Below are 16,372 nucleotides of genomic sequence, written 5' to 3'. Positions count from 1 at the left end.
GAATCGGTTTTCTGCTTCATGACAAGTGGAATTGGCAAAAATGCGGCCGGGATTGCGTTTTTCGCAGCCATTGCCGCTTATCCTGCTGCGTTGCTTGTTCGTCGGGCCCGACGAAAATGAATGTCACAATCGATGGTTACGACGACTGAGCCGTGTGCATCGGCGACGATCGTTGCTGCTTCCGACAGATAATCCTTTCCATCGTCGCACGAGCCGTCTAGATTTTTGCAAGTTGTCTCTTCGGCTGAGACTGATCACAGGCAAGGAAAACACGATGCGCGGTCAATTGGCGGCCACGGCGCTGACGCTCACCATCGCCTTGGTCGGGGCATTCGGCACTCCCAGGCAGCCGAACATGTCGACATCCACCGATCTCTCGCCATCCATCTCCTCGTCGGTCGGCACAAGTGTCGTTGTCGCTCAACGATGCCGCTGCGTCGAGCGTCGCTGGAATGGGTCGTGCAAAAGACGCGTGTGCAGGGATCACTGGTAACTCAGCTCAATTAAGAGGCTGTCTGATCGGCAGAGCGACACGCTGCTGTCGCCAGTCTGTCTTCCGCAGATTAGCCCGTGAAGGAATGCGGAATAGCGCACGATTCCGGCTTACGTCGGCTCAGGGTCAGAAGCAGACTTCAACCAGCCGCCGACAAACAGCTTGATTGAACGTTAGCCAGAAATTGCGCGGCTCACCGCACGAGACAATCACCCCCGGGAGCTTCGCCGTCCGCCACCTCGCCTGCTCCGCCTCACAGCCTCTCGCACGCAAGCGCGAACACGCGCCGGATCGACATCGAATGGAATCCGCCCCGGCGGTCATTCCGGCCGATCTCCCGGCTTCCAGCATTTATTCCTTGACGATCGTTACGCTCCTCTGCTAATATTCCTGCACGCTCGACAGCCGCGCCCGGAGGGCTTGCGGCGGAGCGGCACCCCAACAACCGGACCTGAACATCAGAGGAGCAGCGCCATGGCGCACTACGCGCCGGAATTCCTCGCCGCCGTGCGGCATCGTTACGAAAAGACCGACCAGCCGATGATCGAGATGGCCCGCGAGTTCGGCATCGGCATCACCACCTTGCAGGTGATGGTCGACAAGCAGGGCTGGGAGAAGCGCAGCCAGCGCCTGCGCGGCCTGCCGCGCGCGCTGCGGCTGCAAAGGGAGGCGGAGGCGCTGGCGGCAGGAGTGGCCTCTCCAGAAGAGAAAGAGCCCCCCGCCCCCGACCCCTCCCCGCCGCTCGTTTCACTCGCGGGTGGAGGGGAGCCGACGGCCGGTGCGCGTGGATTGGAGCCCTCGCCGATCGAACGGCTCGAAGCGCTCGTCGTACAGGAGATCGCCGATCTGGAATCCGCGCGCGAACTGCGCGCCGGCAAGCGCACGAGCGGCGCCGGGGCCGAGCGCACCGCGCAGGCGCTCGCCAGCCTGACGCGCACGCTGCAGACGATCCGCTCGATGCGCGGTGAGCGGCCGCCGGTCACCTTCGACGCGCCCGACGACATCGATCTCGACGCGCAACGCGAGGCCCTTGCCTACCGCATCGAGGCCCTCGTCGCCGAATGGCGGGCCGAGGAGGACAGGGAAAAAGCCGCCGGCGCGACGCTCGCGACCGGCGACGGTTAGCGGGCATTAACACCAAAATTGCCTCGCATTTTACTCGCCGATAAATCCGGCGGGCCTAGGCTGGGGCATGGTCGAACGACGCACCACGCCCCGACACCGGACCTTTAAAGGCGGCTCGATCTCGTTTACGGGAGCGGCCGCCATCGAATGCGTCGTGCGCAATCTCTCGGCGGCCGGCGCCTGCCTGGAAGTGATGAGCCCGATCGGCATTCCCGAGGACTTCGACCTGATCATCCGGCCGGAATACAAAAGACACCATTGCCATCTGGTCTGGCGCAAGGCGCAGCGCCTCGGCGTGCGCTTCGTCTGAGGCCGCGCGTTCAGCGGTCGAGCGAGGCGTCCTCGACCATCCACGCCACCAGTTCCTCGAACGAGATGCCCTCGTGCGCGGCAAGCTCCGGCACCAGCGAGGTGGCGGCCATGCCCGGCTGCGTGTTCACTTCGAGGCAGGCGAGGCCTTCGAGCCCGGGCTTGCTGTCGTCGTAGCGGAAGTCGGCGCGGGTGACGCCGCGGCAGGCGAGCGCGTTGTGCGCGGCGAGCGCAAGGCGCTGGCACGCTTCGTACACTTCGGCCGACACCGGCGCCGGCAGCAGATGCTTCGAGCCGCCCGGCGCGTATTTGGCCTCGAAGTCGTAGAACTTCGTCGCGGCGACGATCTCGATGACGCCGAGCGCGCGATCGCCGAGCACGGCGCAAGTCAGTTCCTTGCCGGCGATGTAGGGCTCGATCAGCACTTTCTCGCCGTAGGTCCAGTCGTCGCGCGTCAGTTCCTGCGGCGGATGCGCCTGGTCTTCGCGCACGATGAAGACGCCGACGCTGGAGCCTTCCGCCACCGGCTTGATGACGTAAGGCGGCGGCAGCACGTGCGCGCGCGCCGCCTCCATGCGGCCGACGAGGCGGCCGCCGGGCACCGGAATGCCGGCCGCCTTCATGACCGTCTTGGCGATGTCTTTCTGGTTCGCCACCGACGAGGCCATGACGCCGGAATGGCTGTACGGAATGCCAAGGATCTCGAGCATGCCCTGGATCGTACCGTCCTCGCCGGGCCGGCCGTGCAGGACGTTGAGGGCGCAGTCGGGTTTCAGCGCGCGCAGGGTGAGCGCGACGTCGCGGTCGACGTCGACGCGGCTGACCTTGTAGCGGCCGGTGCGCTCGAGCGCGTCGGCGCAGGCATTTCCCGACCACAGCGATACTTGCCGCTCCGACGACCAGCCGCCCATCAGGACTGCGACGTGTTTCATGCTCGCTTCCTTCTCCCTCTCCCCGCTTGCGGGGAGAGGGTCGGGGTGAGGGGCAATATCGAAGCGCTCAGAATAGCGGAAAAGCCCCCTCACCCGCTCGCTGCGCTCGCGACCTCTCCCCGCACGCGGGGAGAGGTGAGCCTACCTCACCCCGATTCTCTTAATTTCCCACTCCAACTCGACACCCGAATTCGCCTTCACGCGTTCGCGCACCGTCTCACCGAGCGTTTCGATGTCCGACGCAGTGGCATGACCGAGATTGATGAGGAAATTGCAGTGCAGCTCGGAGACCTGCGCGTCGCCGATCTTCAGGCCGCGGCAGCCGGCGGCGTCGATCACCTTCCAGGCGTTGTTGCCGGCCGGATTCTTGAAGGTCGAGCCGCCGGTGCGATTACGCGGCTGCGAGGCCTCGCGCTTGTCCTTGATCGCGGTCATCTCGGCAGCGATCGCCTCCGGATCGCCGGCGCGGCCCTGGAACACGGCGCTGGTGAAGATGACATCCTCGGGCACGGAGCAGTGCCGGTAGGAGAAGCCCATGTCGGCGTTCGCGAAGGTGCGGATGTTGCCGGCGCGGTCGATGCCGCGCGCCTCGATCAGGATGTCCTTGGTCTCGCCGCCATAGGCGCCGCCGTTCATGCGCAGCGCGCCGCCGATGGTGCCAGGGATACCGGAGAAGAACGCCAACCCGGCGATGCCGGCCTTCTGCGCCGCGCGCGCGACCATCACGTCGAGCATCGCGGTGCCGGCGGTGACGCGGTTGTTCGCATCGGTCGCGATCGCGTTGAAGCCGCGCCCGAGACGGATGACGACGCCTTCGACGCCGCCGTCCCGCACGATCAGGTTCGAGCCGGCGCCGATGACGGTGATGGGCACCTCGTGCGGCAGGTTGGCGAGCGCGTAAGCGAGATCGTTCTCGTCCTCCGGCATGAACAAAGCCTGCGCCGGTCCGCCGACGCGGAACCAGGTGAACTCGCCGAGCGGCTGATTGGCGAGCAGCCGGCCGCGCAGGTTCGGCAGGCGCTTTTTCAGATCGGGAACGATGTCGGGAAAAGCCATCGGCGTCGCGGAATCCCTCAACCCGGCGCTGCGAGTTCGGCCGGCAGCGCGTAGGCCCATTGCGTGATCGAGCCGGCGCCGAGACATACGACATAGTCTCCGGGCGCGGCGAGGCCCTTGATCAGGCCGGCGAGTTTCTCCGGCGCTTCCAGCGCCAGCGCCTGACGATGGCCGTGCGACCGCAAGCCGGCGACCAGCGAGTCGCGGTCGGCGCCGGCGATCGGCTGCTCGCCCGCCGGATAGACCGGCGCCACGATGACCGTGTCGGCATCGTTGAAGCAGGTGCAGAACTGCTCGAACAGATCGTGCAGGCGCGTATAGCGGTGCGGCTGCACCACGGCGATCACCTTGCCCTTCACGCTCTCGCGCGCGGCGCGCAGCACGGCGGCGATCTCGACCGGATGATGGCCGTAGTCGTCGATGATGGTGACGCCGTTCCATTGGCCGACGCGGGTGAACCGGCGTTTGACGCCGCCGAACTTGGCGAGCGCCGCGCGGATCACGTCGTCCTTGATGCCGAGCTGATGCGCCACCGCCACCGCCGAGGTGGCGTTGAGCGCGTTGTGGCGACCCGGCATCGGCAGCGTCAGCTTGTCGATCGTGTGCGTCACGGCGCCGTTGCGGTCGCGGAACTGGATGGTAAAGCGCGACGCGCCGTCGTGGTGATCGAGGCCGACGAGACGCACGTCAGCCTGCGGATTGGTGCCGTAAGTCAGGATGCGGCGGTCTTCCAGTTTGCCGACCAGGCTCTGCACCACCGGATGATCGGTGCACATCACCGCGAAGCCGTAGAACGGCACGTTCATCACGAAGGCGCGGAAGGCGTCCTGCACCGCCTCGAAAGTGTGGAAGTGGTCGAGATGCTCGGGATCGACATTGGTGACGATGGCGATGTCGGCTGGCAATTTGAGAAAGGTGCCGTCCGATTCGTCGGCCTCGACCACCATCCAGTCGCCGGCGCCGAGACGGGCATTGGTGCCGTAGGCGTTGATGATGCCGCCATTGATGACGGTCGGGTCGAAGCCGCCGGCATCGAGCAAGGTCGCCACCATCGAGGTCGTGGTGGTCTTGCCGTGCGTGCCGCCGATGGCGACGCAGGATTTCAGCCGCATCAGCTCGGCCAGCATCTCGGCGCGGCGCACCACCGGCAGGCGCTTGCCGCGCGCGGCGACGAGTTCCGGATTGTCGCGCTTGATGGCGGAGGAGACGACGACCACGTCGGCGCCGTCGATGTTCTCGGCCTTGTGGCCGATCATCACCTTGATGCCCTTGTCGCGCAGGCGCTTGACGTTGGCGCTATCGGCGACGTCGGAACCGGTGACGGTGTAGCCGAGGTTGCACAGCACCTCGGCGATGCCGCTCATGCCGATGCCGCCGATGCCGACGAAGTGCACGGGTCCGATATCGCGCGGCAGTTTCATGCTGGTTCAGGCCCCTCGCTGCTCATGGCCGGCGCTTGTCGCGGCCACGGCGGAAAAAGTCAAATACCGGCTGTTTTCATCACTAAATCGGCCAATCGCTCGGCCGCGTCGACCGTGCCGGCGCCTTTCGCCGCCGCCGCCATGGCGGCGAGCCGGTCCGGCGCGGCGGCGAAAGCCGCGATCTCGCGCGCCAGCCGCTCCGGCGTGAAATCGCGCTGCACGATGGTGATGGCGCCCCCGGCGCTTTCCAGCACTCCGGCATTGGCGAGCTGGTCCTGATCCAGCGCGTGCGGCAGCGGCACCAATAGCGCGGGGCGACCGATCGCCGAAAGCTCCGCGACCGTCGAGGCGCCGGAGCGCGAGACGACGAGATGCGCCGCCGCCATGCGCGCCGGCAAATCGGGAAAGAACGGCTCGCATTCGGCCTTCACGCCGAGCCGGCCGTAGGTGGTGCGCACGGCATCGAGATCCTCGGCGCGCGCCTGCTGCACGATCGTGAGCCGCGCGCGCAAAGAAGCGTCGAGTTGTTCGAGCGCCGGCGGCACGATCTCCGACATCACGCGCGCGCCCTGGCTGCCGCCGAACACCAGCAGCTTCAGCGTGCCGCCAGGCTGCGGCGGGTCGTAGGACGTCGTCGCGGCGGCAAGCACCGCCGGACGCACCGGATTGCCGGTGAAGGTGATCTTGTTCTGGAACGCGTCGGCGTTCTTCAGCGTGCGGAAGCCGGTGGCGATCGCGGTCACGCGCGCGGCGAGCAGCCGGTTGGCGCGGCCCATGACGCCGTTCTGCTCGTGCAGCACGGTCGGGATATTGCGCATGGTCGCCGCCATCATCGGCGGCACGGTCGGATAGCCGCCGAAGCCGACCACGGCGGCCGGGCGGATGCGCTTCAGGACGCGCCCCGCCTTCCAGGTGCCGTAGGTTAGAAGTGCCGCCGTCTTGACGATGCTGACGGGCGTGCGGCCGCGCAACGTCGCGCTCGGAATGAGGTGCACGTTGCGCGCCGGGAATTTGAAATGCGCAGCGCGAGCGTCGGTGGCGAGGTCGATGGTGAACCCGCGCCGCTCGAGCACGACGGCCAGCGACTCGGCCGGGAACAGGTGCCCGCCCGTGCCGCCGGCGCAGAGGAGGATGAGTTTGTTTTTCTCGGTGCTCATGAGATCACGACGCGCATCCATCCCGCCGTCATTCCGGGGCGCGTGCCTAGCACGCGAACCCGGAATCCAGAAACGTCGTGCCTGTCGCTGAATTCCGGGTTCGCTCACGTCGTGAGCGCCCCGGAATGACGACTAATGGCTCCCCGCCGCCTCCGGCTCCAGCATCGGCTGCGGCAGCATGGCGGCGCGCGGCTGCTCGCGGGTAAGCGCCAGCAGCATGCCCATGGCGTAGGCAAGCGAGATCATCGACGAGCCGCCGTAGGAGATGAATGGCAGCGTCATGCCCTTGGCCGGGATGAGCCGCAGGTTCACCGCCATGTTGATCGCCGACTGCGTGGCGAACAGCATCGTGAGCCCCGCGGCGGCGAAGCGCGTGAAGGCGTCGTCGTTGCGCATCGCGCGCAAGAGCGAGCGGACGACGATGAAACAGAACAAAGCCGCGAGCGCGAGGCACAAAGCGACGCCGAACTCCTCCCCCGCGACGGCGAACACGAAGTCGGTGTGGCTCTCCGGCAGGAGGCGCTTGATCGTGCCCTCGCCCGGCCCGGTGCCGAACCAGCCGCCGCGCATGAAGCTCTCGGTGGCGATATCGATGTTGTAGGTGTCGCCCGACGTCGGGTTCATGAATTTCTGAATGCGCGCGGCGACGTGCGGCACGGTGTAGTAGGCGACCGTCAGGCCGGCGGCGGCGATGCCGGCGATGCCGAACACCCAGATGACGCGCATGCCGGCCATGAAGAACAGCGCGCTCCACACCATGACGACGAGCATGGTCTGGCCGAAATCGGGCTGGATGACGAGCAGCGTCACGACCGTCAACAGCAGGACCAGCGAGATGAGGTTCGCCGGCATGTCCGGCCGCTTCGAGGATTCACCGAACAGCCAGGCGACCAGGATGACGAAGGCGGGCTTGAGGAACTCGGACGGCTGGATGTTGACGCCGAAGATGATCAGCCAGCGCTTGGCGCCTTTGATCTCGGCGCCGAACATGGGCGTCAGCGCGACCAGGATCAGGCTGACGATGAAGATGGCGAGCGATACGCGGCGGATCTGCTGCGGATTGAGGAAGGACACCCCGATCAGCACGATCACCGTCGGGATCAGGAAGAGGATGTGGCGGTCGACGAAGTAGAACGGATCGAGCCCGAGGCGGCTCGCCACCGGCGGGCTGGCGGCGAGCGACAGCACCACGCCCGCGAGCATCAGGGCGCCGATCGCGAACAAAGTCAGCCGGTCGACCGTCCACCACCACTCCGCGAAGGGGGTGCGTTGCGTGCGGGAGACCATGGCGATTCCTCGGACGGCGGGGACGCTCTAGTCCTGACGCGTCACGGTTTACGGAGCATTAACGTTGGCGCCGCTTCACCTCTCCCCGCAATGCGGGGAGAGGTCGACCGAGCGAAACGAGGTCGGGTGAGGGGCTGTGCACGGCCCCTCACCCGTCTCGCGCCCTTCGGGCGCGCGACACCCTCTCCCCGCTCTTGCGGGGAGAGGGAAGAAAGCCCGGGTCGCGCCGCATTTATTTGACTTTGTCAACTAACAGCCCGAGGATGCCGCATGACCTCGCCAAGCCCTGAACGTCAGTCGGTCGCCATCCTGGGCCTCGGCAGCATTGGCGGCATCGCCGCCGCGACGCTGGCCGACGCCGACAGGCACGACGTCATCGGCTGCGCCCGGCGGCCGCTCGATGGTCTCACGCTCGAGACGCCCGAGCGGACCATTAAGGCGCCTTTGCGCGTGCTCAGCGATCCGGCTACGGCCGCGCCGGTCGACTGGGTGCTGCTCGCCACCAAGGCGCAAGACACCGAGGCGGTCGCGCCCTGGCTCACCCGCCTCTGCACGCCCGCGACGCGCGTCGCGGTGCTGCAGAACGGCATCGGTCACGTCGAGCGCGTCGCGCCGCTGGCGAACGGCGCGCGCGTCGTGCCGGCCATCGTCTATTACAACGGCGAGCGGCTGGCGGCGGACCGCGTGCGGCTGCGCTACGTCAGCGACCACGAGCTTGCGGTTCCCGACGACGACGACGGCCGCGCCTTCGCCGCCCTGATGGCCGGCACGGCGCTGCGCGTGCGGCCGTCGGCCGATTTCGTCACGCTGCAATGGCGCAAGCTGTTGCTCAACGTGGTGGCCAATCCGATCACCGCGCTGACGCTGCAGCGGCAGACGGTGCTGCGCCGCCCGGACATTTACGCGCTCGGTCTCGACCTGCTGGCCGAGACGGTGCAGGTCGCGCGCGCCGACGGCGCGCGCTTCGACGCGGACGAGCCGGCGCGCGCGATGGACGTCTTGATGACCTACGGGTCCGAGCTCGGAACGTCGATGTATTTCGATCGTCTGGCCGGGCGGCGGTTCGAGATCGACGCGCTCAACGGCGCCGTCGTCGCCGCCGGCGAGCGCCACGGCATTCCGACGCCGCTCAACCGCATGCTGCTGGCACTGCTGCGGGCCATCAACGACACGCAGGACGGCAGCGCTATGCCGGAACGAGCCCCGGCAGCGCGCGCACCAGATCGGTGAATGCTTTCCCGCGCACTTCGAAGTTCGGATACTGGTCGAACGAGGCGCAGGCGGGCGACAAGAGCACCACGGGCTCCTTCAGGCCGGAGGCCTCCGCGTCGCGCGTCGCCGCATCGACCGCCGCCGACATGACGCCGACGATCTCGTACTCGACCTTGCCGTCGAGTGTCCGGGCGAAGTCCTCGGCCGCCTCGCCGATCAGATAGGCCTTGCGGATGCGCGGGAAGAATTCGGCGAGGCTGACGATGCCGCCGGTCTTCGGCTTGCCGCCGGCGATCCAGAAGATGTCATGAAAGCTGCCGAGCGCCTTCGCCGCCGAATCGGCATTGGTCGCCTTCGAGTCGTTGACGTAGAGGACGTTCCCCTTGCGGCCGACCTGCTGCATGCGATGCGCGAGGCCGGGAAAAGAGACGAGGCCTTTCTGGATCGCCTGAAGATCGATGCCGATGGCGACGCAGGCGGCGATGGCGCAGGCGGCGTTTTGCGCATTGTGCTGGCCGCGCAACGAACCGATGCCGGCGAGCTGCGCCACCGCGTGCGCCTTGCCGCCGGACGCCTGCATGATGCGCGTGCCTTCCGCGTAGTAGCCGTCGCGCAACGGGCCCTCGACCGAGACGCGCACGACGTTGCGGCCAGCCCGCTCGATGCGATCGGCGCCGGAGCGCGTCCAGCGGTCGTCGACGGCGACCACGGCGGTGCCGCCCTTCTCCACGCTCGCCGGCAGCAGCGTCTTCAGCGCGGCGTAGTTCTCCATCGTGCCGTGGCGGTCGAGATGGTCCTCGGTGACGTTGAGCAGGATGCCGACCGTCGCGCGCAGCGAAGGCGCCAGATCGATCTGGTAGGACGACACTTCGAGAACGTAGACGCGGTTGGCGGCGAAGGGCTCGAGCGCCAGCACCGGCACGCCGATATTGCCGCCCATTTGCGCGTCGCGGCCGGCGGCCTCGACGAGATGCGCGGTCAGCGCGGTGGTCGTCGATTTGCCGTTGGTGCCGGTGATGGCGATCAGCGGGCACTGCGCGCCGGCTTTGACGCGCTCGCGGCAGAACAGCTCGATGTCGCCGATGACCTCGACCTCCGCCTTGTGCGCGAGCTGTACGGTCCAGTGCGGCGTCGGATGCGTCAGCGGCACGCCGGGCGCCAGCACCAAAGCGGCAATGGCGGACCAGTCGGCCTCGTGCAGGTTTTCTACGGTGAGGCCGGCCGAAGCGGCCTCGCTACGCATCGTCTCATTGTCGTCGTAGACGATGACCTCGGCGCCGCCCTTGATCAACGCTCCGGCGGAGAGCAGTCCGGACTTGCCGAGGCCGAAGACCGCGACCTTCCTGCCGGCGAAGACGGTGATGGGGATCATGGTCTGTCGTCCCGGCTGCGCAGGGCCTTACCGCAGCTTCAGCGTCGCAAGGCCCGCAAGCGCCAGCACCACGGCGACGATCCAGAAGCGGATGACGATCTGCGGCTCGGTCCAGCCGAGCTGCTCGTAGTGGTGATGGATCGGCGCCATCTTGAACACCCGCTTGCCGGTCAGCTTGAACGACACGACCTGCACGATCACCGATACCGCCTCGAGCACGAACAGGCCGCCGACGATGGCGAGCACGATCTCGTGCTTGATCGCGACGGCGGTCGCGCCGAGCATGCCGCCGAGCGCCAGCGAGCCAGTGTCGCCCATGAAGATCGAGGCCGGCGGCGCGTTGAACCAGAGAAAGCCGAGACCCGCGCCGATCATGGCGCCGCACAACACCGACAGTTCGCCGGTGCCGGAGACGAAGTGCAGCTGCAGGTATTCGGAGAACAGCGCGTTGCCGACGATGTAGGAGATCAGGCCGAAGGTCCCCGCCGCGATCATCACCGGCACGATGGCGAGCCCGTCGAGGCCGTCGGTCAGGTTCACGGCGTTGCCGGCGCCGACGATGACGAAGGCGCCGACGATGACGAAGAACATGCCGAGGTTGAAGACCATGTCCTTGAAGAACGGAAACACGATCGAGGTGGCGATCGACCCGCGGCCGAGCTTGGTCAGCACGATGCAGGCGGCCAGCGCCACCACCGCCTCGACGATCAGGCGGGTGCGGCCGGAGAAGCCGTGATGCGTCTGCTTGGTGACCTTCAGATAGTCGTCATAGAAGCCGATCAGCCCGAAGCAGAGCGTCACGCCGAGCACGACCCAGACATAGGGGTTGGCCGGGTTGGCCCACAGCAGCGTCGACACAAAGAGCCCGGAGAGGATCATCAGGCCGCCCATGGTCGGCGTGCCCTTCTTGGTGACGAGGTGCGAGGCCGGGCCGTCCTCGCGAATCGGCTGGCCCTTGCCCTGCTTCAGCCGCAGCATGTCGATGATCGGCTGCCCGAACAGGAACACGAAGACCAGTGCCGTCACCACCGCGCCGCCGGTGCGGAAGGTGATGTAACGGAAGACGTTGAAGAACGAGATCTTGTCGGACAGTTCGGCCAGCCAATAGAACATCGGGTCGTCCTCAGCCTTCCGCCTGGGCGAGTGCGCTCGGTCGGGGGAATTGGCGCTCCATTGCCTTCACCAGCGGGCCCATTTTCGACCCGTTCGACGCCTTGACCATGATGGCGTCGCCGGCGTGGATGGCGCCGAGCACCGCCGGCTCCAGCGCCGCGGCTGTCTCCGCATAGCCGCCCCGGACGCCGGGGGGAAGAGCCTGCCACAGGGCGTGCATCAGAGGACCGGCGCAATACACAAGATCGATGCCGTTGGCGGCGATCGCCTCGGCCAGTTCCGCATGCAGGCGCGGGCCGAGATCGCCCAGTTCCAGCATGTCGCCGAGCACGGCGATGCGCCGGCCCTGCGCGCCGACCGCGGCCTGGCCGAGCAGCGCGATGGCCGCGCGCGTCGAGGCCGGATTGGCGTTGTAGCTCTCGTCGATGAGCAGCGCCTCGCCGTTGGGGAAGCCGAGCGGGATGCGGGCGCCGCGGCCGGCCGCCGCCTTCAGCCGCCCGAGCGCCAGCGCCGCCACCGCCAGATCGGCGCCGGCGAGCGAGGCCGCCGCGAGCACGGCGAGCGAGTTCATGACGATGTGGCGGCCGGGCGCGCCGAGCTTGTAGGCGATCGGCGTGCCGAAGATGACGGCCTCGACAGTCGAGGAGTCGGCCTGCAGCGCGTGCCGCACCAGCCGCGCATCGGCCTGCGGATCGGCGCCGAAGGTGGCGACGCGCGAGACGTTTGCGGCTTCAGCCGCCGCGGCGAGCCGCGCGTACTGCTCGTTGTCGCGGTTGAGCACCGCCGCGCCGCCCTCGACGATGCCGGTGAAGATCTCGGCCTTGGCGTCGGCGATCTTCTCCAGCGAGCCGAAATATTCCAGATGCACGGCCTCGATGGTGGTGATGATGGCGACGTGCGGCCTGGCCATCTGCGTCAGCGGCGTGATCTCGCCGGCATGGTTCATGCCGATCTCGAACACCGCGTATTTCGCCGCGGCCGGACAGCGCGCGAGCGATAAGGGCACGCCCCAGTGATTGTTGTACGAGGCGGCCGAAGCGTGTGTTTCGCCGTCGGCGCCGAGCGCAAGCCGTAAGGCTTCCTTGGTCGAGGTCTTGCCGACCGAGCCGGTGACGCCGATCACCTGGCCCTTGAAGCGCGCGCGGGCGGCCCGGGCGAGATCGCGCAGGCCTTCGAGCACATCGTCGACGATGAGCAGCGGCGCGTGGGCCGGAAAGCGCGCACACTTGTCGCGCGCCACCACCGCGAGGCCGGCGCCGCCCTTCAAAGCATTGTCGACAAAGTCGTGACCGTCGCGCGCGTCGCCCTGAATGGCGAAGAAGGCGTCGCCGCGGCCGATGCTGCGGCTGTCGATCGAAATGCCGGAGATCGCGTCCGGCAGTCGGCCGGACTTGTCCGCGCGCATGGCGGCGGCCATGTCGGAAATGGTCCAAAGGGGAGTCATGCGAAAGCTCTGCCTCGTGTCCCGGGCGCAGCGCAGCGTGAAACGGTGCGCTGCCGACCCGGGAGCCCGGTTGGAGATAAAGCAAGCTGGGTCCCGGGTCTGCGCCGCAACACTGCGTGTTGCGACGCGCCCGGGACACGCTGTCCGTAAATTCTCATGCCCCCACATCCTTCAGCGCCGCCGCTACGGCGTCGTGGTCCGAGAACGGCACCACCCGGTCGCCGATGATCTGGCCGGTTTCATGACCTTTGCCGGCGATCAGCAGCACATCACCCTGTACGAGCCCGGCAATGGCGGAGCGGATCGCTTCGCCGCGGTCTCCGATCTCGATGGCGCCCTTCGCCTCGGCGAGGATCGCAGCCCGGATCGCCGCGGCGTTCTCGCTGCGCGGATTGTCGTCGGTGATAACGACGCGGTCGGCGTTCTCGGCGGCGATGCGGCCCATGATCGGCCGCTTGCCGGTGTCGCGGTCGCCGCCGGCGCCGAAAACGACGACGAGCCTGCCGGTCGTGTAAGGCCGCAGCGCCTCCAGCGCCTTCTGCAGGGCGTCGGGCTTGTGCGCATAGTCGATGAAGATCGGCGCGCCGTTGCGTTGGCCGGCCAATTCGAGGCGGCCTTTGGCGCCTTCCAGCTTTTCCAGCGCGGCAAAGACGCGCGCCGGCTCTGCGCCGGTGGCGATGCACAGACCCGCGGCGACCGCCGCATTGTGCACCTGGAAGCCGCCGACCAAAGGCAGCTTGATTTTGTACTCGCGCCCGGCATGCGCCAGCGTCACGACCTGCGCGAAGCCGTCAATGGCGCCGCCGACGAGTCGAATGCCCTCACCCTTTTCGCCGACGGTCATGATCTTCAGACCGCGCTTATTCGCCGTCTCGACCACCTGTCCGGCATAGCAACCGTCGATGTCGATCACCGCCGTGCCGCCCGCGACGATGAGGTCGCCGAACAGCCTGAGCTTGGCGGCGAGATAGGCCTCGATGGTCGGATGATAGTCGAGGTGATCGCGCGACAGATTGGTGAAGCCGCCGGCGGCGATGCGCACGCCGTCGAGCCGGTGCTGGTCGAGCCCGTGCGAGGAGGCCTCCAGCGCCAGATGCGTGACGCCCTCGCCGGCCAGCCGGTCGAGCATCCTGTGCAATTCGATCGGGTCGGGCGTGGTCAGCGAGCCGTAGGTGTTGGTCTTGGCCGAGACGACGCCGACCGTACCCATGCTCGCGGCATTGAGGCCAAGCGACGCCCAGATCTGCCGCGTGAAGGCGGCGACCGAGGTCTTGCCGCTGGTGCCGGTGACGGCGGCGATCGTGCCGGGCTGACGCGGAAAGAAGGACGCGGCGGCGAGCGCCAGCGCGCGGCGCACGTTCGGGACGACGATCATCGCGACGCCGGCCGGCACCTCGGCGGCACGCTCCGCCATGATCGCGGCGGCGCCGTTCGCGAGCGCCTGCGGCACGAAGGAAAGGCCGTCCGCCTTGGTGCCCGGCACGGCGACGAACAGGCCGCCACGCTCGACCTTGCGGCTATCGGAGGCGATGCTGTTCAGTGCGACGCCCGCGAAGCGCGGGTCGAAGGCGGCATCGGTCAGCGGCAGATCGGAAAGTTTCATCGAGCCTGTTCCGGACCGTTCCCGTTCGCGCCCGCGACAGCGGGATCGGAGGGCACCCTCGGCACTGGGATACTGGATTCCCGCGCGCGCGGGAATGAGCGGTCGCCTGCTTAGCGGCTCGCCACCTGGTTGGCCAGAATGAGCTGATCGGCCGGCGGCAGGTCGAAGCGCGGCTCAAGATCGAGCAGCGGCGCCACCCGCGCGATCACCTTGGCGGCGGTCGGCGCCGCGTTCCAGCCGGCGGTGGCGAAGCCGTGCGTCTCCGGCGTCGGCTGCGGCTCATCCAGCATGATCAGCATCAGGTATTTCGGCTTGTCGGCGGGCAGCACGGCCATGAAGTCGGTCAGCAGCTTGTGCTTGGCGTAGCGGCCGTTGACGACTTTCTCGGCGGTGCCGGTCTTGCCGCCGACGTAGTAGCCGGGGACGTTGGCCTTGGTGGCGGTGCCCTTCTCGGCGTTGAGGCGCAGCAGATAGCGCAGCTTGACGCTGGTCTCCGGCTTGATGACCTGCTTGCCGAGCGCCAGCGCCTGCTCACGCGTGCGCTTGAGGAAGGTCGGCGGGATCAGCAATCCGCCGTTGACGGTGGCGGCCACCGCCATCAGCGCCTGCAGCGGGGCGACGGAGAGGCCGTGACCGAAAGCGATGGTGACGGTGTTCAATTCGCCCCAGTGCTTCGGCACGATCGGCTCGGCGCTCTCCGGCAATTCGGTGCGCAGCCGGTCCAGCAGGCCCATCTTCTTGAGGAACGCTTTGTGCGCGTCGACGCCGCAGGCGAGCGCGATCTTTGCCGCGCCGATGTTCGACGAAAAGGTGAACACCTCCGGCAGCGAGATCAGCCGGTGCATCGGCTCGTAGTCGTGGATGGCGAAGTGGCCGTAGTGCAGCGGCTGACGCACGTCCCACATCGAGTTCATCGTCGCCTTGCCGGAATCGAGCGCCATCGCCAGCGTCAGGATCTTGAAGGTCGAGCCCATCTCGTAGACGCCGGTGGTGAGGCGGTTGATGCGGGTCGGATCGTTGGCTTCCTTCGGATTGTTCGGGTCGAAGTCAGGCTCCGACACCATCGAGACGATCTCGCCGGTGTTGACGTTGAGGATCAGACCGGCCGCCGCCTTCGCCTTGAATTTCTCGCGCGCCTTGACGATCTCGTCGCGCATCGCGAACTGCACGCGCAGATCGAGCGCGAGATCGACGGGCTGCATCTGCCGGTCGCTCGCCAGCCCGGCCATGTGCAGCGCGGCCAGCCCCTGCGTGTCCAGCCACTTCTCCATGCCGGCGATGCCCTGGTTGTCGATGTTCACGAGACCGATCTCGTGCGACACGACGGGGCCGTTCGGATAAACGCGCTTGTTCTCCGTGAGGAAGCCGATGCCGGGAATGCCGAGCCGATGCACTTCGCGCTGCTGCTTGGGCGTGATCTCGCGCTTGAGCCAGACGAAACCGCGCTTCGACGACAACCGGTCGCGCAACTCCCTGGCGTCCAGATCGGGCAAGGTCGCGGTCAGGAGCTCGACCGCCTCGTCGACGTCGATGAGCTTGCGCGGCTCGGCGAACAGCGACGGCGACTTCACGTCGGTGGCGAGGATCTCGCCGCGGCGGTCGAGGATGTCGGGGCGCGCGGTGGCGACCGCGTCCTGGCCGACGGTGCGGCGGCCGCCATGGCCCTCGCCCATATAGGCGAACATCACCAGCTTGGCGGCGATGACGCAGTAGACGCCGGCGAAGATGACGACGGCGAGGCCGAGCCGGGCCTTCGCCTTGACGTTGCGGTCGACGTCCTTGCCGTAGAGCAGCGAACTCAGCATGCGCTGCCAGCGGGTGTTGTTCTGCGGGTTCGCGGACATGGGC

At 67.5% G+C, this 16,372-nt stretch carries 13 protein-coding genes; 3 read left to right on the top strand and 10 right to left on the bottom strand.

The genetic code is table 11. From position 1 onward, the window contains the following. Positions 1 to 967 precede the first annotated feature (967 nt). Together VGV41_RS22460 and VGV41_RS22455 are read left to right on the top strand one after the other, a co-directional pair. Positions 968 to 1,618 (top strand): hypothetical protein, encoded by a 651-nt coding sequence (locus VGV41_RS22460; RefSeq protein ID WP_326866463.1) that lies wholly within the window; start codon positions 968 to 970, stop codon positions 1,616 to 1,618. A 67-nt stretch (positions 1,619 to 1,685) separates the two neighbouring features. After that, on the top strand, positions 1,686 to 1,928 hold the full coding sequence (locus VGV41_RS22455) for a PilZ domain-containing protein (RefSeq protein WP_326866462.1): 243 nt from the start codon (positions 1,686 to 1,688) through the stop codon (positions 1,926 to 1,928). A gap of 10 nt (positions 1,929 to 1,938) precedes the next feature. Here the strand turns inward: VGV41_RS22455 and VGV41_RS22450 are convergent, their stop codons facing one another. The 5 genes from VGV41_RS22450 to ftsW all read right to left on the bottom strand — a co-directional run bounded on the left by VGV41_RS22450 (position 1,939) and on the right by ftsW (position 7,780). Further along, positions 1,939 to 2,859, bottom strand: a complete 921-nt coding sequence (locus tag VGV41_RS22450) for a D-alanine--D-alanine ligase (RefSeq protein WP_326866460.1) — start codon at positions 2,857 to 2,859, stop codon at positions 1,939 to 1,941. A 141-nt stretch (positions 2,860 to 3,000) separates the two neighbouring features. Further along, complete coding sequence (murB, locus tag VGV41_RS22445; protein ID WP_326866457.1) at positions 3,001 to 3,915, bottom strand: UDP-N-acetylmuramate dehydrogenase; 915 nt, start codon at positions 3,913 to 3,915, stop codon at positions 3,001 to 3,003. A gap of 17 nt (positions 3,916 to 3,932) precedes the next feature. Then, positions 3,933 to 5,336: a UDP-N-acetylmuramate--L-alanine ligase gene (gene murC / locus VGV41_RS22440; RefSeq protein ID WP_326866456.1), complete on the bottom strand. Its 1,404-nt coding sequence runs from the start codon at positions 5,334 to 5,336 to the stop codon at positions 3,933 to 3,935. 59 nt (positions 5,337 to 5,395) lie between these two features. After that, entirely contained in the window at positions 5,396 to 6,493 is a 1,098-nt protein-coding gene (gene murG, locus VGV41_RS22435) for an undecaprenyldiphospho-muramoylpentapeptide beta-N-acetylglucosaminyltransferase (RefSeq protein WP_326866455.1), read from the bottom strand. A gap of 132 nt (positions 6,494 to 6,625) precedes the next feature. Further along, on the bottom strand, positions 6,626 to 7,780 hold the full coding sequence (gene ftsW / locus VGV41_RS22430) for a putative lipid II flippase FtsW (protein ID WP_326866453.1): 1,155 nt from the start codon (positions 7,778 to 7,780) through the stop codon (positions 6,626 to 6,628). 270 nt (positions 7,781 to 8,050) lie between these two features. Between ftsW and VGV41_RS22425 the strand changes: the two genes are divergently transcribed. Next, a complete protein-coding gene (locus tag VGV41_RS22425; RefSeq protein ID WP_326866451.1) occupies positions 8,051 to 9,010 on the top strand; it encodes a 2-dehydropantoate 2-reductase in 960 nt (319 codons plus the stop codon). Here the strand turns inward: VGV41_RS22425 and murD are convergent. The 5 genes from murD to VGV41_RS22400 all read right to left on the bottom strand — a co-directional run bounded on the left by murD (position 8,967) and on the right by VGV41_RS22400 (position 16,368). Continuing rightward, on the bottom strand, positions 8,967 to 10,364 hold the full coding sequence (murD, locus tag VGV41_RS22420; RefSeq protein WP_326866450.1) for a UDP-N-acetylmuramoyl-L-alanine--D-glutamate ligase: 1,398 nt from the start codon (positions 10,362 to 10,364) through the stop codon (positions 8,967 to 8,969). The genes VGV41_RS22425 and murD overlap by 44 nt on opposite strands. 27 nt (positions 10,365 to 10,391) lie before the next feature. After that, on the bottom strand, positions 10,392 to 11,477 hold the full coding sequence (mraY, locus tag VGV41_RS22415) for a phospho-N-acetylmuramoyl-pentapeptide-transferase (RefSeq protein WP_326866448.1): 1,086 nt from the start codon (positions 11,475 to 11,477) through the stop codon (positions 10,392 to 10,394). A gap of 10 nt (positions 11,478 to 11,487) precedes the next feature. Further along, on the bottom strand, positions 11,488 to 12,921 hold the full coding sequence (locus tag VGV41_RS22410; RefSeq protein WP_326866447.1) for a UDP-N-acetylmuramoylalanyl-D-glutamyl-2,6-diaminopimelate--D-alanyl-D-alanine ligase: 1,434 nt from the start codon (positions 12,919 to 12,921) through the stop codon (positions 11,488 to 11,490). A gap of 154 nt (positions 12,922 to 13,075) precedes the next feature. Continuing rightward, positions 13,076 to 14,524, bottom strand: coding sequence for a UDP-N-acetylmuramoyl-L-alanyl-D-glutamate--2,6-diaminopimelate ligase (locus VGV41_RS22405; protein ID WP_326866446.1), 1,449 nt, complete (start codon positions 14,522 to 14,524; stop codon positions 13,076 to 13,078). A gap of 110 nt (positions 14,525 to 14,634) precedes the next feature. Then, on the bottom strand, positions 14,635 to 16,368 hold the full coding sequence (locus tag VGV41_RS22400; RefSeq protein ID WP_326866445.1) for a penicillin-binding protein 2: 1,734 nt from the start codon (positions 16,366 to 16,368) through the stop codon (positions 14,635 to 14,637). Between the last annotated feature and the right edge of the window lie 4 nt (positions 16,369 to 16,372).

The sequence above is a fragment of the Pseudolabrys sp. genome, assembly GCF_035943735.1.
Classification (GTDB): Bacteria; Pseudomonadota; Alphaproteobacteria; order Rhizobiales; family Xanthobacteraceae; genus Pseudolabrys.
The sequence above is the reverse complement of the archived record's forward strand: the minus strand, read 5'-3'. Positions and strand labels throughout refer to the sequence as shown.